The sequence below is a fragment of the Pseudomonas sp. LPB4.O genome, assembly GCF_038383825.1.
Lineage (GTDB): Bacteria > Pseudomonadota > Gammaproteobacteria > Pseudomonadales > Pseudomonadaceae > Aquipseudomonas > Aquipseudomonas putida.
In genome coordinates this window covers 5,175,411-5,198,090 of record NZ_CP151298.1, presented here as the reverse complement: position 1 = coordinate 5,198,090, position 22,680 = coordinate 5,175,411, and the positions used below count along the sequence as shown (strand labels likewise).

The window sequence follows — 22,680 nt, the reverse complement described above, 5'->3', positions numbered from 1 at the left end:
ATGGATTGCGTCTGACGCAATATAAAACTACCGACAAGTCAGTTTTCGTCAGCATTCGACCTTCTTAAACTTGCCCCAGCCCTGAAATTGTTGCTGGAGATGTATTCTCATGACTTCCCTGACGGCGCCCTCTGCGGCGCTGGCCGCCGCCCCTGCGCCGGCCGCGCCTGCGCAGACGGCGTTTGGCCTGCAGGTGGTGGTCGGGCTGTTCGGTGTGTTGCTGGCCGTGCTGTGTGCAGGTCTCAACGAGTCGGTCACCAAGATTTCCCTTGCCGATATCCGCGGTGCCATGGGCATCGGTGCCGACGAAGGCGCCTGGTTGCTGGCGGTGTACAGCGCCGCCTCGGTCTCGGCCATGGCCTTTGCGCCGTGGCTGGCCACCACCTTCTCGCTGCGGCGCTTCACCATGAGCGCCATCGCCCTGTTTGCCGTACTTGGCCTGCTGCAACCGTTCGCCCCCAACCTGCACAGCCTGATGTTGCTGCGGGTGCTGCAGGGCTTTGCCTCGGGGGCCTTGCCACCGATGCTGATGAGCGTGGCCCTGCGCTTTTTGCCGCCGGGTATAAAGGTTTACGGCCTGGCCTGCTATGCCCTGACCGCCACCTTCGGCCCCAACCTCGGCACGCCGCTGGCGGGGCTGTGGACCGAGTACGTCGGCTGGCAATGGGCGTTCTGGCAGATCATCCTGCCCTCGCTGCTGGCCATCGTCTGCGTCGGCTGGGGCCTGCCGCAAGACCCGCTGCGCCTGGAGCGTTTCAAGCAGTTTGACTGGCGTGGCGTACTGCTCGGGCTGCCGGCCATCAGTTGCATCGTGCTGGGCCTGTCGCTGGGCGACCGCTGGGGCTGGTTCGATTCGCCGCTGATCTGCTGGCTGCTGGGCGGTGGCCTGCTGTTGCTGGTGCTGTTCATGTACAACGAGTGGTCCGAGCCGCTGCCGTTCTTCCAGTTGCGCATGCTAAAGCGGCGCAACCTGAGTTTTGCCCTGGTGACCCTGGCCGGTGTGCTGATCGTACTGTCGGGTGTGGGCAGCATCCCCTCGGCCTACCTGGCGCAGATCCAGGGCTACCGCCCTGCGCAGACCAGCCCGCTGATGATGCTGGTGGCCATGCCGCAGCTGATCGCCCTGCCGCTGACGGCGGCGCTGTGCAACATCCGTGCGGTGGACTGCCGCTGGGTGCTGGGCATCGGCCTGGCGATGCTGGCGGTGTCCTGTGTCGGCAGCAGCCTGCTTACCAGCGAGTGGATCCGTGGCGACTTCTACCCGTTCTACCTGCTGCAGGTGTTCGGCCAGCCGATGGCGGTGCTGCCGTTGCTGATGCTGTCCACCAACGGCATGACCCCGCAGGAAGGCCCGTTCGCCTCCAGCTGGTTCAACACCGTGAAAGGCCTGGCTGCAGTGATCGCCGGTGGTCTGCTGGATGCCCTTGGCACCCTGCGCCGGCATTTCCATTCCAACCACCTGGTGGACAGCCTGGGCAATGCCCCGCTGGTCGACGACAGCGCTACCGGCCTGGCCAGGCGCATCCACGATCAGGCGCTGGTACTCACTTCCGCCGACCTGTACCTGGTCATGGCCTGCATTGCCGTGGCCCTGATCTGCCTGATTCCTTTCGTGCCTACCCGGGTCTATCCGCCGCGTGCGGTGGCCTGAACCCTGGATGAATTCGAGAACACCTGAAATGACCAACAACCGCAAAACCCTGTTCATCGGCTCGGTGCTGGCCGTGGCCGTGCTGGCTGGCATCGTCGGCCCCTGGATGTTTGGCAGCGACCATCGCCAGAGCACCAACGACGCCTATGTGATCGCCGACTACACCGTGGTCGCGCCCAAGGTGGCCGGCTTTATCAAGGACGTGCTGGTGGAGGACAACCAGCAGGTTACGGCCGGCCAGTTGCTGGCGACCATCGACCCCCGCGATTACCAGGCCGCCCTGGACGCCGCACAGGCGCAGTTGCTGGTGGCCCAGGCGCAAAGCGCCGATGCCCGCGCCACCCTTGAGCGCCAGGCATCGTTGATTGCCCAGGCCGAGGCTGCTGTCAAAGCCGCCCAGGCCGAAGCGGCGTTCGCCGACCACGAGGTCAACCGCTACAGCCGCCTGGCCGAGCAGGGCGCCGGTACCGTGCAGAACGCCCAGCAGGCGCGCAGCGGTGTAGACCAGGCACGCGCACGCTTGGCAAATGCCCAGGCAGCGTTAGTGGCGGCGCGCAAGCAGGTGGACATTCTCACGGCCCAAGTGGCCAGCGCCGATGGCCAGCTGAAACGTGCCGAAGCGGGCGTGGAAAAGGCCCAGCTCGACCTGTCCTACACACGCATTACTGCGCCGGTGGACGGCATGGTCGGCGAGCGTGCCCTGCGCATAGGCGCCTACGTCAACCCGGGTGCCCGCCTGCTGTCGGTGGTGCCGTTGCAACAGGCCTATGTGGTGGGCAACTTCCAGGAAACCCAGCTGACCCACGTGCAGCCTGGCCAGCCGGTGAGCATCAGCGTCGACACCTTCTCCGGCGAAAAGCTGCAAGGCCATGTGGAAAGCATCGCCCCGGCCACCGGCGTCACCTTCGCCGCCGTCAAACCGGACAACGCCACTGGCAACTTCACCAAGGTGGTGCAGCGCATTCCGGTGAAGATCGTCTTCGATGACGGCCAGCCACTGCTCACCCGCCTGCGTGTGGGCATGTCGGTAGAAGCGACCATCGATACCCGTGGCGACAAGCTGGACGGCAAAGAGGTGAGCGCACGATGAAACCGGCATTAAGCTTTAGCCCGTTGCTGCTGGCCGTGTTGCTGGCCGGCTGCACCATGGGCCCGGACTTCTTGCGCCCCGACAGCCAGGCACCGCAGCAGTGGGCGCCGCTGCAAGGCGAAGCGGCGGCCAGCCAGCCGCAGGCCGAACCGCTGGAACTGCGCTGGTGGGAAACCTTCCATGACGCACAGCTCAGTGCCTTGATCCAGCGCGTTGCCGAGCGCAACCTCGACCTGCAAATGGCCAGTGCACGGTTGCTGCAAAGCCGCGCCTTGCGCAGTACCGTGGCCGCCGATGAAGTGCCGTCGGTGGATGCAAACGCCGGCTACAGCCGCGCCCGCAACAGCGCCGAAGGCCTGAGCGATCCGTCTGGCAAGGCGGGCAAAGCGGCGTACAACCTTTGGCAAGGCGACCTGGTGGCCGGTTGGGAGCTGGACCTGTGGGGGCGCGTGCGGCGCCAGGTCGAGGCTGCCGATGCCACCGTCGAAGTGGCCGAGAACGACCGCCGGGGAGTGCTGCTGGCCCTGCTTTCGGAAACCGCCGGCAATTACATCCAGCTGCGCGCCGTGCAGCACACCCTGGATGTGACGCAGGACAACCTGAAGGTTGCCCAGCACAGCCTGCAGCTTTCCCAGAACCGCCAGGCCGAAGGCGTTGCCACGCGCCTGGACGTGGCCCAGGCCAGCGCCCAGGTTGCTTCGATCGAATCGCGACTGCCAAGCCTTGAAGCCCGTCGTGATGACCTGATCAACGCGCTCAGCTTGCTTGCCGCCGAACCGCCGCGCAGCTTGCAGGCCGAATTGCTGCAGGGCGGCGAGCTGCCCGCGCCGCAGCAGAAGTTCGCCATCGGCGTGCCGTCCGAATTGGCCGAGCGCCGCCCTGACATCCGCCAGGCCGAAGCCCGCCTGCATGCCGCCACCGCCAGCATTGGCGTGGCCAAGGCGGATTTCTACCCGAGCATCCGGCTGTCGGGCAGTGTCGGCTTCCAGGCCATGCAGTTGTCTGATTTCGGTGGCTGGGATTCGCGCCGTTTTGCCTTCGGGCCGCAGCTGTCGCTACCGATCTTCGAGGGCGGCCGGCTCAAGGGCACCCTGGAACTGCGCGAGGCGCAGCAGCAGGAAGCGGCGCTGAACTACCGCAAGGTGGTGCTGGGTGCCTGGCATGAAATTGACGATGTGCTTCGCCTGTACAACGCCAGCCAGTTGCGCCGTGACCACCTGGCCGAGGCCGTGCGGCAGAACCGCATCGCCCTGGAAACTGCCCAGCGCCAGTATGTGGAAGGGGCGGTGGACTTTCTCAATGTGCTGACGGTGCAGGGCGCATTGCTGGCCAGCGAGGAGCAGTGGATCGACAGCTCGGCGGCGGTGTCGCAGGCGTTGGTGGGGCTGTACAAGGCCTTGGGTGGTGGCTGGCAGGCGTTTGATGAGCAGCCTACGAAGAAAGCGTAAAGGCAGGGGCCGCTTTGCGGCCCATCGCGGCACAAGGCCGCTCCTACAGGCGATCGCGGTCCCCTGTAGGAGCGGCCTTGTGCCGCGATGGGCCGCAAAGCGGCCCCAGGGCAGCCGAGATCTCAGAGCGGGCGCAGCAGGCCAAAGCGCTTGCGCAGTGCCCAATCCAGCAACCGCCGAGGCAGCAACCTCGCCAACAATGGCAACGCCGTACTGCCATTCCCCAACCGCACCACCCCCGGTACCGGCGACTTGCCGACTGCCGCCAACACACCCTGGGCAAACACCGCCGCCGAAGTCGGCCTGTCCTGCGAAGCCCGCGCCCGCGCCTGGACATGTTCACGCAACGGCCACCATGGTGAGTCCGCCGCCAGTACCTGCTCGGCCTGGCGCTGGGCATTGTTGGCGAAATGCGTGTCTATCGCCCCCGGCTGCACTTCCATCACCTGCACACCGAACGGCGCCAGTTCAAGGCGCAAGGCATCGCTCAGCGCATGCACGGCCGCTTTCGAGGCGCAGTAGGCACCGGCGAATGGCGTGACCAGCACACCGGAAACGCTGCCGATGTTCACTACCGTTGCGCGTGAGCGGCGCAGCAGCGGGAACAGCGCGCGGGTCACGCCGACCACGGCGAACACGTTGGTTTCGAATTGTTGGCGCAGGGCCTCCACACCACCGTCCAGCAACGGGCCCATGGCGCCGTAGCCGGCGTTGTTGATCAGGATATCCAGGGTTTCGAGTTCTTCGGCCAGGCGGGCGAGTGCCTCGCTGTCGTTCACATCCAGTTGCCGGGCAGTGAAGCCGGCGGCGTTCAGCACTTCAACATCCTCTGCCTTGCGAGCAGTGGCCCAGACGTGGTGGCCGGCATCGCGAAAGGCGTCAGCGAGGGCGCGGCCGATGCCGCTGGAACAACCGGTGATCAGGACGGTGGGCATGGTTGGGGCCTGTTGTAAGGAGGATTGGCTTTCCTGTGCCGGCCTCTTCGCGGGTTCACCCGCGAAAGGGTCGGTACAGGCGATATATCAATTGGCAAATGTACCTTGCAGGTGCTCGGCACGAAATTCCAGGGTCTGTGGCCGGTACCCGGCGCGCAGGGGGGGCAGCGGCAGGCAGTCCTTCCACTCGGCCCCCGGCTGCAAATCACCCGGCCCCCGGTAGCGCGGGGCGTTGTAGGTGCTTTCGGCCAGGTTCACCGTGTCGCCTGGTGCGTATGCCGCCACTCGCCAGCGCAGTTCGGTCAGCGGGGCCTTGTTGCCGTTTTTCATGTGTATCTGCAACGCACGGTCGGCCGGGCATTGTTCGGGGGCATAGGCAAGGCGCAGGTCCAGCCGGGCCAGTTGCGAGGTTTCGCGGGTGTCTTGCCAGGCGACGAACAGCGCCACCAGGCCGAGGCCAAACACGGCGGCCAGCGAGATCGGCAGGGCCTTGGCCGGGTAGCGCAACAGCAGTACCAGCCAGGTAAGGATGAGGAAGGCACCGATGATCATGGGGCTTGCAGACCTAGGTTGCGCGGGGTCTGACCATCGTAGCCTGAAATGGGGGAGGGCTCAAAAGCGGGAGGGCTTTGCCCTCCTTTCGCGACACAAGGCCGCTCCCACAGGAGATCGCGTGACCTTTGTGGGAGCGGCCCCGGCGCCTACTTACTGCGCGATGGTCTTGACCGATACCCCACGCTCGACCGGCGTGGAGGTGCGCCCATACACATCCTCGAAACGCTCGATATCATCCTCGCCCAGATAGCTGCCGGACTGCACTTCGATGATCTCCAGCGGGATCTTGCCCGGGTTGCGCAGGCGGTGCACCGAAGCGATCGGGATGTAGGTCGACTGGTTCTCGGTCAGCAGGAACACGTTCTCGTCACAGGTGACCTCGGCAGTACCAGACACCACAATCCAGTGCTCTGCGCGGTGGTGGTGCATCTGCAGCGACAGGCTGGCACCCGGCTTGACGGTGATGTGCTTGACCTGGAAGCGGCCGCCCATGTCCACCGAGTCGTACGAGCCCCACGGGCGATACACTTCCAGGTGGTTCTGGGTTTCAGTACGGCCCTGCTCGTCGAGGGTCTTGACCATCTGCTTGACGCCCTGGACCTTGTCCTTGTGGGCAATCATCATGGCGTCCTTGGTCTCGACCACCACGATGTTTTCCAGGCCGATCACCGACACCAGCTTGCCGTTGCCGTGGATCATGCAGTTGCGGCTGTCCTGCACCACCACGTCGCCCTTGGTGACGTTGCCGTTGTCGTCCTTCTCATGCACATCCCACAGCGACGACCAGCAGCCCACGTCGCTCCAGCCGGCCGACATCGGCACCACGCAGGCGCGCTGGGTCTTTTCCATCACCGCGTAGTCGATGGAATTGTCCGGGCAGCAGGCGAAGGTGGCTTCGTCGATGCTCAGCACATCGCCCTCTTCCTCACTGCGCTCCAGGGCCAGCACGCAGGTGTCGTAGATATCGCCGTCGTGCTTTTTCAGCTCTTCGAGGAAGCGGCTGGCGCGGAACAGGAACATGCCGCTGTTCCAGAAGTAGCCACCGGCCTGGACAAACTCGGCGGCGCGTTTCTCATCGGGTTTTTCAACAAATTGCGCCACGCGCGCCACGCCCTCGGGCAGCAGGGCGTCCTGGCTGGAGCGGATGTAGCCGTAGCCGGTTTCCGGCTTGGTCGCCGGCACGCCGAACAGCACCATTTCGCCACGCTCGGCGGCGATGGTGGCCAGGGCCAGGGCGCGCTGCAGGGCCTTCTGGTCGTCGATCACGTGGTCGGCGGGCAGCACCAGCATCAGCTCGTCGCGGCCTTCGTTGATCAGTTTCATGGCGGCCATGGCCACGGCCGGCGCGGTGTTACGGCCGAACGGCTCCATCAGGATGCCTTGGGTTTCCAGCTTCAGCGCAGCCAGCTGTTCCTGGACGATGAATTTATGGTCCTTGTTGCAGACCACGATTGGCGTGTCCATGCCTTCGAACGCCAGGCGCTCGATGGTTTGCTGGAACAGGGTGTGTTCGCCGGTCAGGGCCAGGAACTGTTTGGGGAACTGCTTGCGCGACAGAGGCCACAGACGCGAACCGCTACCACCAGAAAGAATTACCGGGATCATCATGTTTCTCCAATAGTCGTTAAAGGCAGGGGGATCAGTTGCTAGCCACGGGGCGAGTTACCCACACCGGCGACAAGGCGTTGCCGGAACCGGTTACGTACAGCACGGCGGCTTCGCCGCGCTCCAGAGCGACGGGTTTCACGTCACCCACTTTCTTGTCACCTTGGTACAGCGCCAGGTTGACCTTGACCGGGTTGATTTCGCGTTCGCCTCGGCCGTTGGCGGCCACCGGCTTGACCACTTCGGTCTTGCCGTCGGCGGTTTTCAGGGTCAGCTGCTGGTCGCTCAGGTTCTGCACGCGCACCAGGGCTTTCTGCTTGTTCTTGAACGGTGGTTCTTCGATCAGCTGCGGGTTGCCGGTGCCGCTGTTGACCAGGGTGTAGTACTTGTCCGAGGCCAGCTTCACCGGCACGCTCTTGCCGCCGACCTGGGCGGTGTAGTCACCGCCTGGCAGGAAGCTGAAGTCGCTGCTGGCCTGGGCGCCAACCTGCTTGATCTGGGTGTTGCCGACCGACGCGGCGGCCGGTGCGCTAGCTGCGTTGTACAGGCGCACGAAGGTCGAGCCTTTCGGTGCGCTAGGGCCGTACAGGGCGGCGTCGGCACCGGCGAAGGCCTGCATCGAAGCAAGGGAAAGGCCGGCCGCGAGGGTGAGGGCTTTGGCAATGGAAGTCTTGGTAGTCATGTGCATTTCCTCTCTATCGTTCAGTGGTTCGTCCGGGTGGACGACAAGGCCAGGTTTTCTTCGGATTTACGGGAGTTTTTCAGCTGGGCGATCCACTGCGGATCGAAGCTGCTGAGGTCGTTTTTCATGGGCAGATAACGTTCGGGGAATTCCCACACCACCACTTGCGGTGCGGCGTTCTTGAAGGCATCGCTTTGCAGGTACTTGAGCATCGGCAGCAATGGGCCGTGGCCGTCTTCGGCGTAGTTGGCGACGTCGCTGCGCAGGGCCTGCTGCAGCGCGCCAAGGAAGTTCCAGTGCGGGTTGGCGCTGTAGCTGGTACCCACCAGTGCGACCGGGATCTCGTTGTTGGCGAACAGTGCATCGTCGCCTTCACCCTCGGCTTGCGCCGGGCGGGTGCTGCGTTGTTGCAGGTTGTCCGGGGCCGGCAGCAGGTTGCTGAACAGCGGGTCCAGTGGCAGGAAGTTGGTCAGGTCGCCTTTGTAGGGCGCCGTGCTGCCGGCTTCGGTGACGAAGGTTTGCGGGTCACCGTTGAGCAGGTTCTGCCGGCTTACAGCCTCGGCCAGCGCCTGGGCCGCGACTTCGGCGCCCATCGGTGTCCAGTGGGTGTCGGTGCGCAGGAATACCTGGCCGCGAGCTTTGGCTTGTTCCATGGCCGCTTGCAGGTCCGGGGCGAACACGTTGGCCTGGCGCACCTGGGCATGGAACTGGTTGTACAGGTCATCGTGCAGGCTGGCCGGCTGTTCCTTGCCCAGGTATTCCGAATACAGGCGAGCCTTGGCCGGGATGATCGCCAGCACCAGCTGGCTGCCGTGCTGCTGCAAGGTGTCGCGCACGCCACGGATCAGCGCCAGGTTTTCCTGCATCAGCTGTTCGGCGCCAGCCGTGGGCTTGAACTCTTCGTCACTGAACAGCCATTGGTCGCGGCCCAGCACCACGCCGGGGCGGCCCTCGTTGAACAGCTTGAAGTCCATGGCCGCCCAAAGGTTGGTGCCCAGGCGCTTGATCGGGAACTCGGCGTCGTAGTGGGTCTCGGCGGCCTTGGCCAGCTTGCCGTTGAGCAGGGTCATCTGCTCGGTGCGCTGAAAGCTTTGCAGGCCACCGGTGGACCACACGCCCATGCCCACCAGCAAGCCGAGGAACGACAGGGAGTAAGTAATGCGTAATGTGCGGTTCATGTCATCGGCCTCAGAACTGGAAGTACAGGAACGGCGAGTAGCTCTGCGCCGAAAGCTTGAGGATCGAGGCCACGAACAGCAGCAGCACCAGGGCGCGGGTCATCACCCGGGTCCAGTCCAGGCCGATCGAGCCGTCGTTGTTGACCTGCACCGGCGTGGCCTGGGGCGCTGGCTTGGCATTGCGGTAGAAATCACGCAGGCCGAAATACGCCAGGGAGATATAGGCGACTACCAGGGTGGCCACCTGCAGGCCGGTCAGCTGGGCGCTGTTGAGTTCGGACAACTGCCAGTCGCCGAAGCTGAACATGGCGCCATACATACGGCCGGCCACGTGCAGGTTTTCGGCGCGGAAGATCACCCAGCCGACCACCACCAGCAGGAATGTGAAGGCCCATTTGACCGGGTTGAAGCGCTGCGGGTTGGTGTCGAGGCCAAGCGCACGCTCGATGGCCAGCCACATGCCGTGCCAGGCGCCCCAGATGATGTAGGTGAAGTTGGCACCGTGCCAAAGGCCGCCCAGCAGCATGGTCAGGAACAGGTTGCGGTAGGTGTTGAAGGTGCCTTTGCGGTTACCGCCCAGGGTGATGTACAGGTAGTCGCGCAGCCAGGTCGACAGGCTGATGTGCCAGCGCCGCCAGAACTCGGTGATTGACTGGCTGATGTACGGCTGCTTGAAGTTCTCCATGAAGCGGAAGCCCATCATCAGGCCCAGGCCGATGGCCATGTCGCTGTAGCCGCTGAAGTCGAAGTACAGCTGCGCGGTGTAGGCCAGCGCGCCCAGCCAGGCGTCACCCGTGGTCGGGTTTTGCAGGGCGAAGCAGTGGTCGGCGACCACGGCCAGGGTGTCGGCGATGAACACTTTCTTGATGAAGCCCTGCATGAAGCGGGTGCAGCCTTCGGAGAACTTGTCCAGGGTATGGGTGCGGTTGTTGAACTGGTCGACCAGGTCCTTGAAGCGCAGTACGGGGCCGGCGATCAGGTGCGGGAAGATCGCCACGAATGCTGCGAAGTCGATCAGGTTGCGGGTAGCCGGGGTGTCGCCGCGGTACACGTCGATGATGTAGCTGATCGACTCGAAGATGTAGAACGAGATACCGATCGGCAGCAGCACGTGGGTGAGGATGAACGGCTCCAGGCCGAACGAGGTCATGATCGCGTTCAGGCTGTCGACGCCGAAGTTGGCGTACTTGAAGTAGCCAAGAATTGCCAGGTCGACGCCCACGCCGAGCAGCAGCCAGCGCTGGGCGGGTTTGGTGCGTACGCCGGCGGCACCCACTTTCAGGCCGATCCAGTAGTTCCACAGGGTGACCCCGGCGAACAGGGCCAGGAAGTCCACCCGCCACCAGGCATAGAAGATGTAGCTGGCGACCAGCAGCAGCAGATTGCGATAGCGTTGCCCGCTCAAGTAATACAGGCCGAGGAAGATCGGCAAGAACAGGAACAGGAACACGTTGGACGAGAAGACCATCCCGGTTCTCCTAATTTGTTCACAGCATCCAGGGCAAAGCGCCCCCCAAACCCCCCAGTGCAAGACTGGAAGGCAACTTAGATCCCTGTGGGAGCGGGCAAGCCCGCGAACAAGGGCGAAGCCCTTGCCATGCACCGCGGTGGCTTCTTCGCGGGCATGCCCGCTCCCACAGGTTCCGCCCCCGCAATGGGGGTCAATTCATTTCTTGCTCTCTGCACTCGGGTCGTAGACCCGGGTCACATCGCCCCCCAGCCGGAAGCTGTTGAACGGCTGCATGTCGTGCTTGCGCTCAAGCGTGTCGCCAACGCAGTGGTACAGCGCACACCAGGGCTCGAGCCAGGCGTACTTGCTGTCGACCTTGAGGTCGGTCATGTCCTGTTTCTCACCGGCACGCGCCTTGAAGTGGCTGGGATCGCGGGCACCGGCCAGCACGCCTTCACCCAGGCGCTGCAAGGCGAAGTTGTTCTCGGCGCGCAGGTCGACGCCATTGGCCTGGGCGAAGCTGGCAATCATCGCCAGCGGCGGCAGGGCGTAGTTGTGGTAAGCCAGCGCACGCTGCTTGCGCTTGATTTCGTTGGGCAGGAAGCCTTGGTCATCGATCTGGTTGGCGCCGACCTTGTATTCCTTCACGGCCCAGTCGAACAGGTCGTGGCGGTCGGTGGCGACGGCGGTAGCCATGACCGACCAGGCGGCCCAGTAGCTGTGGTTGTTGATCTTCTCCAGCGGCAGGTCGCTCCAGTCGCGCACGGTCTGTTCGGCCAGGCGGGCGAACCATTTTTCGATCAGCTCGGCCTCGGCCCGGTGTGCGGCCAGTGGCTGCGAATTGGAGAACTTCAGGCGCAGCCACGAACCGCTCATGCTGCCCAGCGCCCATTTGCGCATCGACTTGCCGGTGTGGTTGTAGTCGGTGGACAGCAGCGCATCGGCGCGGGCCCAGGTGCCCAGCCACGCCAGGGTGCAGTCGAGCTGCGCCGGGCGGCCGTCGCGCATGTACTGGCCGACCATCTTGCTCACGCCTTTCTCAAGGGTGGTGATGTCTTCGGTCGACTTGCGGAAGGCCTTTTCCGAGGCTGCGTTGAGCGTCGCCCGTGCCTTGTCCGAGCCTTCGTACTTGCTGCGGAACTGCAGTGCGCCGGTGTAGGGCTTGGGCGCCGCTTCACAGCGGAAGTTGCCGTCACCGGTCTTGAGCTTTTCGATCCCCTCGTAGTAACCCTGGGGCGGTACCAGCGCGGCGTGCGCGGCACCGCCGAACAGGGCCAACGCGAGGAGGGCGGGGCGAAAGATGTGCTTCAGATGGGTCATGGGTCGCCTCACTGGCCGGCCTGCGCGGTTTGCGCAGGCACGGCGAAGTTGTTGCGTTTGCAGAGCTTGGCCTCGACCTTCTGGGTGCCGTTTTCCGGCCCCTGTACCTCGAACGCCAGCAGGCTCTGGCTGGCCCAGTCTTCGTCTTCGCGCATCTGGAAGACAAAGCGGCCGTCGGTGTCGGAGGTTTCCGGTTTTTCCAGCTTGATGTCCTCATGGCGCCCGTTGAGGTACCACAGGGTGGCTTGCAACACCTTCACCGACGGGTCTTCGAACTTGACGTCCATCTGCAGGTTGCGGTTGATCAGGTCTTTGATCACGCCGCCCTTGCCGTTGACCATCAGTTCGTTCTTGCCGGGCTTGAGGGTGGTGCTGGCGCTCATCAGGGCCGGGCGGTCGTCGCAGCCGTCATCAAGCAGGCCAAGGATTTGCCGCCAGATGGTTTCCTGGTCCAGGCGGTACAGCGGGGAGAATTCCCACACCAGGATCTTCGGCGGGTTCTTCTGGAATTCCTCGCTGCCCAGGTACTGGATCATCGAGCCTTCCAGACCGCCGCCAGGGAAGGCGACGTTGAGCACGTCGGCGCCGATGTATTGCTCGAGGAAGCCCGAGAAGTTGTAGTTCTTGCCACTGTGGCTGGTGCCGACCAGGGTGATCTGCGCGTTGCCGCTGTCACCGAACAGGTCGTCGCCGCCGCTGGAACCTTTCGGCTCGGTGGCGAACTGGTCCATGTACTGCACCGCGTAGCTGGTGCCGCACAGTTGGCCGGCGACGTTGTGCAGGGTGCCGGTCTTGCCCATGCGCCCGGATTTCTTCGTCTCGAATTCCTTGCGCGGGATGCCTTCGAAGGCCGGCATCTTGTGCACGGTGTCGGCCACGATTTTGGCAGCGCGCTCGGCGCCATATGGCGTCCAGTGCTGGTCGCCACGGAAGTAGAAATCCTTGCCCTGGTCGGCGGCGGCCAGTTGCTCGTTGGTCAGCGGCGACAGGTCGGGCACGTTGTAGCCCATGCTGGCGAAGCGCTTGAGCATGGCCTGGTAGTTGCCCAAGGCCTTCTGGTAGTCGAAGGCGGCTTTCTCGGCCGGGTTGAGCATGTTGCGGTTCACCAGGCCACGGGTCGGCTGGTACACCACCACCAGTTCCACGCCGCGCTTCTTGAAGGCGTCATGCACTTGTTGCAGGCGCTTGTAGCCGGCCGGGGTGGTGTTGAACTCGGTGCGCAGGTCTTCGCGGGTACGGAACAGCCAGTCGCCCTTGGCCTGCACCAGCGTAGTGAAGTTCTGCTGGTAACGGGTGGTGTAGCGGCTGGCGTCGTGCGCTTCGGGGCACAGCTGGCAGCAGGGCTCGGCGCTGAAAGTGGGGGCCTTCACTTCTTCGGCGCGCACGCCTTGGCTGATCGCCAGGAGGGCGGCGGACAGGCCCAGCAGTTTCATCAGGTGTGGAGTCATGGTCTGGGCTTCCTTAATCGATCATTTCGGTCTGGCGTTCGACCGGGTCGATCAGCACAGCCTTTTGCTGGCGCACCAGCAGGTCGAGGATTTCGTCCTGGCGCTCGCCGAGGATGCCGTTGAGGCTGATGCCGCTGGCCTTGCGCGGGGCGAGCATCGACACCTTGTACAGCTCGACCGACAGCGGCGAGTCGATCGACAGTGGGCCGGAGCCATTGGCCGCCAGCTCGCCACCCACCACGATCAGCGACACCTTGGTGTCGAACGGGTCAAGGGCGATGTCGCGGTCGGTGTCGGACAAGTCCTTGATGTGTCCGTACACGCCCACCAGGCCGTTGGCCATGGCGACGTTTTCGTACAGGCGAATGTTCACGCTGTTGCGCACGCGGATGCCGTGGCGGCGATTGTTGATCAGCTTGTTGCCCCAGATCAGGTTGTCGCCGCTTTCGTACAGGGTGATGCCGTCGGTGTGGTTGCGGTAGATCTGGTTGTAGGCGATCAGGTTGTTGACGCTGTTACGGTCGATCACCACGCCCGAGAGCTTGTTGTCGTAGCTCTTGTTGTTGATGATCCAGCTGTCGTTCACCTCACGCGAAACGATGATGCCGTGCTTCTTCTTGGTGCCGTACACGGTGTTGCCGGCGATGATCAGGCGGTGCGAACGGTCGTGCGGGTCGATGCCGTAGACGATGTTGTCGCGGTAGGTGCTGTCCTTGACCACGAAGTCCTGCGTCTCGTAGCAGTAGAAGCCGTACCACATGTCGCTGAACTCCGAGCCGATGATCCAGCCGGTAGGTTCCGGGCGGCCCATGCGCTTGGCCATGTTCGGCGTGTACTGCGAAATGCTCACGCCATACGACTTGGACTTGGCATAGCCGAAGCTGGCCATCTTCGTGTTGACGATGTAGGTCTCGGTACCGCCCCACGACAACAGGAACGGGCGGAATTCCTTGGGTGAGCGGAAGGTCGCCGGGCCGTTGTCCTTTTCCCGCCAGCCGGTCACCTGGGTGTCGGTGACGAACAGCTTGCCGTCATTGACCAGGAACGAACCGCCCTCCTGGGACAGGCGCAGCTGCTTGACCTTGCCGTCGATCTCAAGGATGCCCTTTTGCCCGACCACGATCGGCAGACGTGCCAGGTAAACCCCTGGCTCGACCTCGCTGAGGTATTGCTTGGGCACCTTCTTGCTCAGCTCGACCAGGTCGATATGGCCGTCATCGACGAAGATCGCCTGCGGGATGCCGTGCTGGCGCTGCACCCACTCGGCTGCCTTGTTGTCGCCGCCGACGAACTCCTTGAGGGTGTCCTCCTGGAACATGCGGCGCAGGCTGACCTTGCCTTTGTGGCGGCGGTCGATTTTCTTCTGCACCGCTTCGGCGGTGAAGCCGGTCAGGTCGGGCAGCTTTGGCGGGTCCATCTGCAGCGGCTCGATCGGTGCGCTGGCCACGGTGTAGGTCTTGGCCTGCTGCAGCTCCTTGGCGATCACCTTAGGTTCTGCGGCAGCGACCAGGCCGCTGGCCAGCAGCAAGGCGCTGGCCAACAGGCTGTGACGTAAGTGCGGGTGAAGGTTCATAACGGTCAGTCCCCTACCGGCCTCAGAAGCGCCAGATCACATCGACGAAGGCGCGGTGCATGTACGAGTCCGCTTCCTTGCCGTAGGCGTCGCCCGGCTTGAACACACCGGCACGCAAGCGCACCAGGGCGGACGGTTCGTCGATGGCCTGGCTCATGGAGGCTGGCAGCAGGCCTTGCTTGAAGTACTTGGTCACGACTACGTCCATCTCTTGGCCAAGGTCTTTTTCGCCATCGACCAGCGGGCGGTTCACGCCGTTGTCGTTGACCACCGCGTTGATGCCGCTGGAGCCGATGTTCTGGTTGCCGTCGACACGCCAGAACTTGTGGTAGATCAGGCTGGCGTCGTAGTCGTCGCGCAGCTGCCACGAGGCGAACAGGGTGGCCGCCTGCAGGTTGCCCAGCTCGCCGCGGAAGGCTTCGCCGAAGCGGTGCACGCGCGAGCGGGTGCCGGTGAAGTTGGAGCGGTTGCTTTCAAGGCCGGTCTGCTCGAAGTTGTTCGAGCCGTCGTCGCCACCGCCGCCGCTGCCACGGGCGTAGGCCGCACCGACCTGCCATTGCGGGTCCAGGCGCAGGCGGATGCCGAGGTCGGTGGCCCAGGCATTCACGTCGCCGCTTTGCTTGCCGGTGGCAACCTGCTCGTTGCCTACGGCCTGGCTGCTGAGGGTGTCGCGGTCACCGGTCAGCCAGGTGACGCTGCCCCAGTAGTTGACGGTGTGGTCGTTGCGCCAGTTGTAGGCGTCACTGTTGGCCTCAAGGCCCAGCCAGGTCAGGTCACCGGTACGGGTCTTGTCCAGCGCATCGACGGTTTCGCCCTGGTTCTTCAGGCTGCCGCTGTCATGGGTGTGGTGGGCGCGTACGCCTACCCAGTGGCCGGGGGTCCACTGCGTGGCTACGTTGCCATAGATGTGCGTGCGGTCCTTGTCTTCCGGGGCCAGTTCGGTGAGGTCGGTGCGGTACTCGCTGAAGCGCTGGGCCACCCCCAGGTCGGCCTTGAGCAGGGTGGTGTCGAAGGTCCAGTTCAGCGCTTCGATGTTGGTGTCGCGCCACATGCCATCGTCGCTGCGCAGGCGTTGGCGACCCAGGCGCAGTTGCTCGCCTGGGTAGGCGGTGAGGCCGCTGTAGCCGACCCAGAACTCGCGCATGGCCAGGTAGTTCTTGTCAGGTTGGCGGCTGTCGTCACCGGTTTCGGTGCTGGTGCCGTCGTCGTTCTGGCGCAGGGTGTCGGTTTCGATGGTATCGGTGGCGGCGACTGCCTGGCCCATTGCATAGGCACTCCAGTTACCGCGCTCGCCGTACACCCAGGGGCGCAGGTCCAGGCCCAGGCCGTTGACGTCGCCGCCAGGGCGGGTGCCCAGGTCACGGTCGTCCTCCGACTGGCCGGTGATTTTCACATCCAGGCCGAAGTTTTTCTCGGCGGTCATTTCCGCCAGGGTCGGGCAGGACCACAGCAGGGCGAAGCTCAGGCCGATGCCAGCTTTCACGAAGGGATTAAGCGTCATAGCGAGTCCTCACCGTCTACTTCTTTTTCGTCGTCTTGCAGGGCTTCGATGGCCAGGGTGCTGTTGGCCCCCTGCGCCATGCTGCCGCGCGCCTGTTTCTCTTGCGCCAGCAGTTGCTGGGCCTGGCTGCGCTGGTCAGGGGTCAGTTGCTGGTCGAGCTGCTGGAGCATTTCTGTCGATTGCGGCGTCGGGTTGGCCTGGGACAACTGCGCGAACACCCAGGCATTGCCAGGTTGCGGCCGAATACCGTGGCCTTCGCTGAACAACTGGGCCAGCGCATAGTCGGCGCTGTTCTGCCCGCCACGCGCGGCGGCCAGCAGGTTGTCGACGGCCTTCTGCGGCTCGACATTGCCCAGGTAGCCGCGGCGGTACAGCTGGCCCAGGTAGTAATGGGCGCTGATTTCACCGGCGTCGGCGGCGGCTTGCAGGTGCTGCTCGGCTTTTTTGGCGTCGGCCGGCAGGGTCTTGCCTTCGTAGTACAGGCGGCCCAGCAACAGTTCGGCGCGTGGCTGTTCGGCCTCGCGGCCCTTGTCGATGTAAGCCAGCAACTGGTCGGTGTCGCCCAGTTCGGGGAAGTCGTACAACAGTTGCGCCAGGCTGACCCAGGATGCCGGGTTGGCCGGGGCTACCTGTTCGAGCAGTTCCTTGGCGGTTTTCTCGTCGGTCTGGCCCAGGCTGCGGTCGGCCAGTACCCGGGCAACGCTGTCGACCCGGGTGGCCGGTACGGCGCCACGGGCGTAGGCGGATTTCAGCTGGCCGAGCAGGGCGGCTTGCTGGTCGGCCTGGCCACGTTTCTGGTAAACGGTGGCCAGTTCGACGTAGCAGATGTCGGTGGTGCTCAGCGCGGCCTTGCAGATCTTTTCCACGTCGCCCAAGTGCTGATCGTAGGTGCCCTGGGTGCGGTACAGCAGCACCTGGGCCAGGCCCGCTTCGGGGTTGCCGGCGGCGCGCCACTGGTCGATCTGCTGCTGTGCGTTGACCTTGGGGAAGCTTTGCGGGTAGCTGAGGTAGAGCATGGCCAGCGGAATCAGGGTGTTGCTTTCGCCCTGTTTCGCGGCCTGCTTGAGCAGGGTTTCGGCTTCCTCGCGTTCGGCCTGGTTGCTGTCGGGCTTGGCCACCAGCAGGCGGCCAAGGCGCGCCTGGGCACGGGGCGAGGTGGCGGCCGCGGCGCGGTAGGTGGCCTCGGCTTCCTTGATTTGCGACGGGTCGCGGGTGGCCACCTTGATGTCCGCCAGGCCCACCTGCGCTTCGCTGTAGCCCAGGTCGGCCAGGGCCTTGTAGTTGCGCTCGGCCAATGCTGTGTCGCCGCGCTTCAGGGCTTCGTTGGCCAGGCGCTGGTCGGGCAGGCCGGCACAGCCGGCCAGGGTGATGGCCGCAGCCAGGGCACACAGGCCCAGGTTTGCGCGCTTCTTGTAGGGAATCATGCGGTGATCCTCTTACAGCCCACGGGCCACGGCTTTGTCGATCAGCCAGTTCATTGACGGGCCACGGTCGCTGTTGACCGCTGCCGGGCGGCCGGCGAGTTCGGCGGGCATGCCACTGTCAGGCTTGATCTGCACGCGGATGTCGGAGGACAGGTCGTCGCTGTTGAGGCTGGTGCTGCTGACGATCTGGCCGGTGCGCACTTCGTCTTCGCCGGCGACCTGGAAGTTGACCCGGGTACCTGGCTTGACCTCGTCGAACTGGCGGTAGCTGAAGCGCGCCTCGACCATCGGCGTGGTGGTGCGCGGGATCAGCTGGAAGATCGCCTGACCCTTGGCTGCGTACTGGCCATCGTCCACCAGCTGGCGGGCGACCACGCAATCGCAGGGGCTGGTGAGGGTGCCTGACAGCTGCTTGCCGAACAGTTCCTCGATCTTCGCCGGTTCCAGCTGCGCGTCGTCCAGGTTGCCCTTGAGCATGTCCAGCATGCTGGTGGTGAAGCTGGCCAGTGGTGCGCCCTTGGCGATCTGCCCACCGCTTTCGACCAGGCTGCTCACAGTGCCGTCGCGCGGCATGGTGATAGTGGTGGTCGGTACCGCGACCACACCGGCTTCGGCGTGGCTGACGAAGTACATGCCGTACAGCGACTTGGCGACGAAGCCGAACGCCGCAACGCCAACCACGAACACGCCGAGGGTGACGGTAACCGCCTTGAGTCGGCCGAAGGCGCTCAGGCCCGAACCACCGTCCTTCTGCTTGCGTGCCTTGGTGAAGTTGTCGCGCTGCAAGGTGCTGAGCACATCGCCGATGCTGATCAGCTCACCCGACAGGTGGCTGGTGATGATGTGTCGCAGCGTGGCGATGTCGCGTGGTTCAAGGTTCTGGAACTGCGCACCGGTACGGCCATTGTCCGGATTGTACGAGCGCACCTGGAACTCGATGTCGATCGACAGGCCCAGGTTGTCGACCACGAACTGCAGGCGCCCGCGCAGCACATCGCCCACCGACAGTGGCTGCTTGGTGTGGAAGCTCAGGCCACCGGCGGAAAGGTCGTCGACCTTAACTTCGTGGGTTTGGCGCTGGGCGTCCAGGAAACGCAGCTTGGCGGGAATGCGTACCCGGGCGTGTTGGCGCTGGGCTTCGGACTCATGCACGACATTGACGTTCACGGCGGTATTCATGGTGGTTTGTTCCTGTTAGATCCGATCCGGGTTGGGCTCACACGACCATGAACAGCACAGCAACGAAGATGCTGGCAGCCGAGAAGGTCATGGTCCGCGAGGACCAGGTGTTGAACCATTGTTGAAAGCTGGCGAGGTCACGCTTGAGGGCAGTGGGCTGACGCGTCCAGGACTGCTTGTCGAGGCGGAAGAACACGTAGATCTTCATCAGCGCGCCGATGATCTGGTTGTAATAGAGAATCAGCGGGTAGGCCGGGCCTACGTTGTGGCCGGAGCACAGCAGCATGATGGTGAGGATCAGGCGGGTGATGCCGATCCACAGCAGGTACACCAGCAGGAAGGCCAGGCCGAACTTGAGGCTGGCGATCACCGCCACGGTCAGCCCCAGCAGGCTGGTCCACATCGACACGCGCTGGTCGAACAGCACGATGCTGGTGAACAGCCCCAGACGGCCCAGGCCCAGGCCCAGCGCACGGGAGTTCTGCCGCAGGTTGTTGCCGTACCAGCGGTACATCAGCTTGCGGCTGGCCTTGAAGAAGCTCTTTTCTGGCGGGTGCTCGACCGTGTTGATGGCGGCGTCCGGCACGTAGAAGGTGTCGTAACCCAGGCGCATCAAGCTGAACCAGCTGGATTTGTCGTCACCGGTAAGGAACTTGAAGCGGCCCAGGCGCCAGTGCATCAGCGAGTCGCTTTCGACGTCGGCGATGAATTCGGGGTTGGTCACTACGCTTGCGCGGAACATCGACATGCGCCCGGTCATGGTCAGCACGCGCTTGGACAGGGCCATAGAGCACATGTTGATGTGGCGCTGGGCGAAGCGCAGCTTGTGCCACTCGCTCATGATGTAGCCGCCACGTACTTCGCAGAACTCGTTGGTGGTCAGGCCGCCAACGTTGGGGAATAGCTTGAACCACGGCACGGTCTTGCGGACCACGCCATCGGCCAGCACGGTGTCGCCGTCGATCACGGCCACCACGGCGTTCTCGTCCGGCAGCATGCGCGAGATGGCGCGGAAGCCGTAGGCCAGGCCATCGCGCTTGCCGGTACCGGCAATGCGCACGATGTCCAGCTTCACGTGGGCCGGCGGGTTGTACTTGGCCCACAGGCTCTTCACCAGCAGTTCATCCGACATTTCCACCAGCGAGCAGACCACGGTGGTGGGGAAGCCGCAGTTGATCGCCTCGCGGATCACCGAGCTGTACACCTGGGCGGTGGTCAACGCCTCGATACGGAAGCTGGTGACCATCAGGTATACGTGCGACGGGTCGGTGGCATCGCCCATTTTCTGCACCTTGCGGCGCAGGTACGGGTACACGCCGTAGAGGAAGATCATGCCGCGGATGAAATGGGTGGCGCCCATGGAATAGCGCCAGATGCCGACTGCGCCGACCAGGAAGATGAAGTGCTTCGACTGCGAGTCGAAGATATCGGCTGGCAGGGCCAGGGCGATCAGCATGAGCAGGCTCATGTAGAGCAGCCACCCGGCGCACTGCAACAGCACGGTCTGGAGCCTTTGCATGTTCAGCATCCGTCGAGAATTCGGGAAAGGGTGGGCGACGCAGGCTGTGAGGCCTGCACCGCCCGGCCGAGGGCTTACCAGCAGATGCCTTCGGTACGGCTGGTGGTGCAGGTCGGTTTGCTCATGAAGCCGACCAGGTCGATCACCTGCTTGCCGGCTGGCGCTTGCTGGGCCAGCGCGCGGAACTGCTCGTCACGGTTGCCGAGGACGATGATGTCGGCGTTGTCGATCACCTGCTGGAAGTCGGCATTGAGCAGCGACGACACGTGCGGGATCTTCGACTCGATGTAGTCCTTGTTGGCGCCGTGTACACGGGCGTACTGGACGTTCTCGTCGTAGATGTCCAGCTGGTAGCCCTTGCCGATCAGGCGCTCGGCCAGCTCTACCAGGGGGCTTTCGCGCAGGTCGTCGGTACCGGCCTTGAAGCTCAGGCCGAGCAGGGCGACCTTGCGCTTGTCATGGGCTTCAATCAGCTCGAAGGCGTTCTGCACCTGCGATTCGTTGCTGCGCATCAGCGAGTCGAGCAGCGGTGCACGCACGTCGAGGCTGGCGGCACGGTAGGTGAGGGCGCGCACATCCTTTGGCAGGCACGAACCGCCGAAGGCGAAGCCAGGGCGCATGTAGTACTGGGACAGGTTCAGCACCGTGTCCTGGCAGACCACGTCCATCACTTCACGCCCATCAACGCCTACCGCCTTGGCGATGTTGCCGATCTCGTTGGCGAAGGTGACCTTGGTGGCGTGCCACACGTTGCAGGTGTACTTGATCATCTCGGCCACTTCGATCGGCTTGCGGATGACCGGTGCGTCGAGTTCTTCGTACAGGGCTTGCAGGATGTCGCCGCTGGCAGTGTCCAGTTCGCCGATGACGGTCATCGGTGGCTGGTCGTAGTCCTTGATTGCGGTGCTTTCACGCAGGAATTCCGGGTTGACTGCGACACCGAAGTCGACGCCGGCTTTTTTGCCCGAGCAGTCTTCGAGGATCGGGATGACCACGTTCTTGACGGTGCCCGGCAGCACGGTGCTGCGCACCACGATGGTGTGACGGCGAGTGGTGTCACGCAGTACGTAGCCGATTTCACGGCATACCGACTCGATGTACTCCAGGCCCAGGTCGCCGTTCTTCTTGCTGGGCGTGCCCACGCAGATCATCGACACGTCGCTGGCACGGATGGCTTCAGCGAAGTCGGTGGTGCCACGCAGTCGGCCGTTGGCGATGCCCTGTTGCAGCAGTGCTTCCAGGCCAGGTTCGACGATGGGCGACTTGCCCTGGTTGATCAGGTCGATCTTGGTGCTGGACACGTCCACACCGATCACTTCATGGCCACGCGCCGTCAGGCAGCCTGCACAGACTGCACCTACATAACCCAAACCAAAGATGCTGATACGCATCGCTATCACCTCATGTGTTTATCACGCCGACGCCTCCGCAGAGAGCCGGGCTGGATTGATTAACATCAGTTTTCGGGCGCACGGGTCCATGGCGAATGCACACTTCGCCGAGCGCAGGCAAAATAAATCCGGAGCGCAAAAAGTTATGCACTCAAAGTTGGCAGTAAAAAGCCATTAATTAAAAAACGTGCCCTGAAATGCAGCCGTCTTTATTGCAATGCGCTACTTGGCGCGTTGCTGTGCTTGTTTTTTCAAGTGGATAAATCCTTTGAAATCAACCACTAGGACGATGTGTAAGGGACGCTTCTCCTGCATGGGACAAGGTTCTCGGGGGATCCCGTGCTACCTGTCGAAGTTACCAGGGCGGGTAGTAGATACCTGCCGTTGTCATCTGTAAGTCATCTCTCACAGCCCGTAGGCAGGAAAATCGTTACGGCACTATGAGCGATCTCCCGCAGGAGAAGTTCCTGAGCGGGTTTCGCCCGAATGAAAGATTTCTAAATATTTATTCAGTTATGGGCAGTTTCAAATTGATAGCACACGGGTGTTTCACCCCCGTGTATCAAGGGTGAAACTGTTACGAGATATTTTTATGCCAGCATCCGAAAAAAATTTTCAGAATTCGTCAAAAAAGGTATGAACGGTCTTATGGCGTTTGGCGATAAATGTATGCATGGTGGTTTTTTGGCGCCGAAATAGTGACATGGTGGCGATTTGCAGCGAGCCCCATT

At 63.4% G+C, this 22,680-nt stretch carries 17 protein-coding genes; 3 read left to right on the top strand and 14 right to left on the bottom strand.

What is annotated here, in order from left to right; genetic code table 11:
* The first annotated feature begins 109 nt into the window (after window positions 1-109).
* Genes MRBLPB4O_RS23485 through MRBLPB4O_RS23475 form a run of 3 tightly spaced genes read left to right on the top strand, consistent with a single transcriptional unit; the run spans window position 110 to window position 4,189 of the window.
* Window positions 110-1,651: an MFS transporter gene (locus MRBLPB4O_RS23485; RefSeq protein WP_341796741.1), complete on the top strand. Its 1,542-nt coding sequence runs from the start codon at window positions 110-112 to the stop codon at window positions 1,649-1,651.
* 28 nt (window positions 1,652-1,679) lie between these two features.
* Window positions 1,680-2,741 carry an HlyD family secretion protein gene (locus MRBLPB4O_RS23480; RefSeq protein ID WP_341796740.1) on the top strand — a complete coding sequence of 354 codons (1,062 nt, stop codon included), beginning with the start codon at window positions 1,680-1,682 and terminating at the stop codon, window positions 2,739-2,741.
* Window positions 2,738-4,189: an efflux transporter outer membrane subunit gene (locus MRBLPB4O_RS23475; RefSeq protein WP_341796739.1), complete on the top strand. Its 1,452-nt coding sequence runs from the start codon at window positions 2,738-2,740 to the stop codon at window positions 4,187-4,189. The genes MRBLPB4O_RS23480 and MRBLPB4O_RS23475 overlap by 4 nt, the downstream gene beginning before the upstream one ends.
* A gap of 122 nt (window positions 4,190-4,311) precedes the next feature.
* Here the strand turns inward: MRBLPB4O_RS23475 and MRBLPB4O_RS23470 are convergent, their stop codons facing one another.
* From MRBLPB4O_RS23470 to MRBLPB4O_RS23405, 14 genes are all read right to left on the bottom strand, one after another.
* Window positions 4,312-5,124, bottom strand: coding sequence for an SDR family oxidoreductase (locus MRBLPB4O_RS23470; protein ID WP_341796738.1), 813 nt, complete (start codon window positions 5,122-5,124; stop codon window positions 4,312-4,314).
* Between the two features lie 87 nt (window positions 5,125-5,211).
* Window positions 5,212-5,676, bottom strand: a complete 465-nt coding sequence (locus tag MRBLPB4O_RS23465) for a multidrug transporter (protein ID WP_341796737.1) — start codon at window positions 5,674-5,676, stop codon at window positions 5,212-5,214.
* A 153-nt stretch (window positions 5,677-5,829) separates the two neighbouring features.
* A complete protein-coding gene (locus MRBLPB4O_RS23460; protein ID WP_016497999.1) occupies window positions 5,830-7,284 on the bottom strand; it encodes a mannose-1-phosphate guanylyltransferase/mannose-6-phosphate isomerase in 1,455 nt (484 codons plus the stop codon).
* A gap of 34 nt (window positions 7,285-7,318) precedes the next feature.
* Entirely contained in the window at window positions 7,319-7,966 is a 648-nt protein-coding gene (locus MRBLPB4O_RS23455; RefSeq protein ID WP_016489019.1) for an alginate O-acetyltransferase AlgF, read from the bottom strand.
* 20 nt (window positions 7,967-7,986) lie between these two features.
* Window positions 7,987-9,144 carry an alginate O-acetyltransferase gene (locus MRBLPB4O_RS23450; RefSeq protein ID WP_049274672.1) on the bottom strand — a complete coding sequence of 386 codons (1,158 nt, stop codon included), beginning with the start codon at window positions 9,142-9,144 and terminating at the stop codon, window positions 7,987-7,989.
* A 10-nt stretch (window positions 9,145-9,154) separates the two neighbouring features.
* The gene (locus tag MRBLPB4O_RS23445; protein ID WP_016498002.1) at window positions 9,155-10,612 is read right to left on the bottom strand and encodes an MBOAT family protein; all 1,458 of its coding nucleotides are present in this window, start codon (window positions 10,610-10,612) and stop codon (window positions 9,155-9,157) included.
* 198 nt (window positions 10,613-10,810) lie between these two features.
* Window positions 10,811-11,914 carry a mannuronate-specific alginate lyase gene (locus MRBLPB4O_RS23440; RefSeq protein ID WP_341796736.1) on the bottom strand — a complete coding sequence of 368 codons (1,104 nt, stop codon included), beginning with the start codon at window positions 11,912-11,914 and terminating at the stop codon, window positions 10,811-10,813.
* Between the two features lie 8 nt (window positions 11,915-11,922).
* Window positions 11,923-13,362, bottom strand: a complete 1,440-nt coding sequence (locus tag MRBLPB4O_RS23435; RefSeq protein ID WP_341796735.1) for an alginate O-acetyltransferase — start codon at window positions 13,360-13,362, stop codon at window positions 11,923-11,925.
* A gap of 13 nt (window positions 13,363-13,375) precedes the next feature.
* Window positions 13,376-14,935: a mannuronan 5-epimerase AlgG gene (gene algG / locus MRBLPB4O_RS23430; protein WP_016498005.1), complete on the bottom strand. Its 1,560-nt coding sequence runs from the start codon at window positions 14,933-14,935 to the stop codon at window positions 13,376-13,378.
* A 22-nt stretch (window positions 14,936-14,957) separates the two neighbouring features.
* On the bottom strand, window positions 14,958-16,436 hold the full coding sequence (locus MRBLPB4O_RS23425; RefSeq protein ID WP_341796734.1) for an alginate export family protein: 1,479 nt from the start codon (window positions 16,434-16,436) through the stop codon (window positions 14,958-14,960).
* The gene (gene algK, locus MRBLPB4O_RS23420) at window positions 16,433-17,860 is read right to left on the bottom strand and encodes an alginate biosynthesis TPR repeat lipoprotein AlgK (RefSeq protein WP_341796733.1); all 1,428 of its coding nucleotides are present in this window, start codon (window positions 17,858-17,860) and stop codon (window positions 16,433-16,435) included. The genes MRBLPB4O_RS23425 and algK overlap by 4 nt, the downstream gene beginning before the upstream one ends.
* 12 nt (window positions 17,861-17,872) lie before the next feature.
* Window positions 17,873-19,039: an alginate biosynthesis protein Alg44 gene (locus MRBLPB4O_RS23415; RefSeq protein ID WP_341796732.1), complete on the bottom strand. Its 1,167-nt coding sequence runs from the start codon at window positions 19,037-19,039 to the stop codon at window positions 17,873-17,875.
* A gap of 37 nt (window positions 19,040-19,076) precedes the next feature.
* Window positions 19,077-20,558: a glycosyltransferase family 2 protein gene (locus MRBLPB4O_RS23410; protein WP_016498009.1), complete on the bottom strand. Its 1,482-nt coding sequence runs from the start codon at window positions 20,556-20,558 to the stop codon at window positions 19,077-19,079.
* 74 nt (window positions 20,559-20,632) lie between these two features.
* Window positions 20,633-21,949 (bottom strand): UDP-glucose/GDP-mannose dehydrogenase family protein, encoded by a 1,317-nt coding sequence (locus MRBLPB4O_RS23405; RefSeq protein WP_016498010.1) that lies wholly within the window; start codon window positions 21,947-21,949, stop codon window positions 20,633-20,635.
* Between the last annotated feature and the right edge of the window lie 731 nt (window positions 21,950-22,680).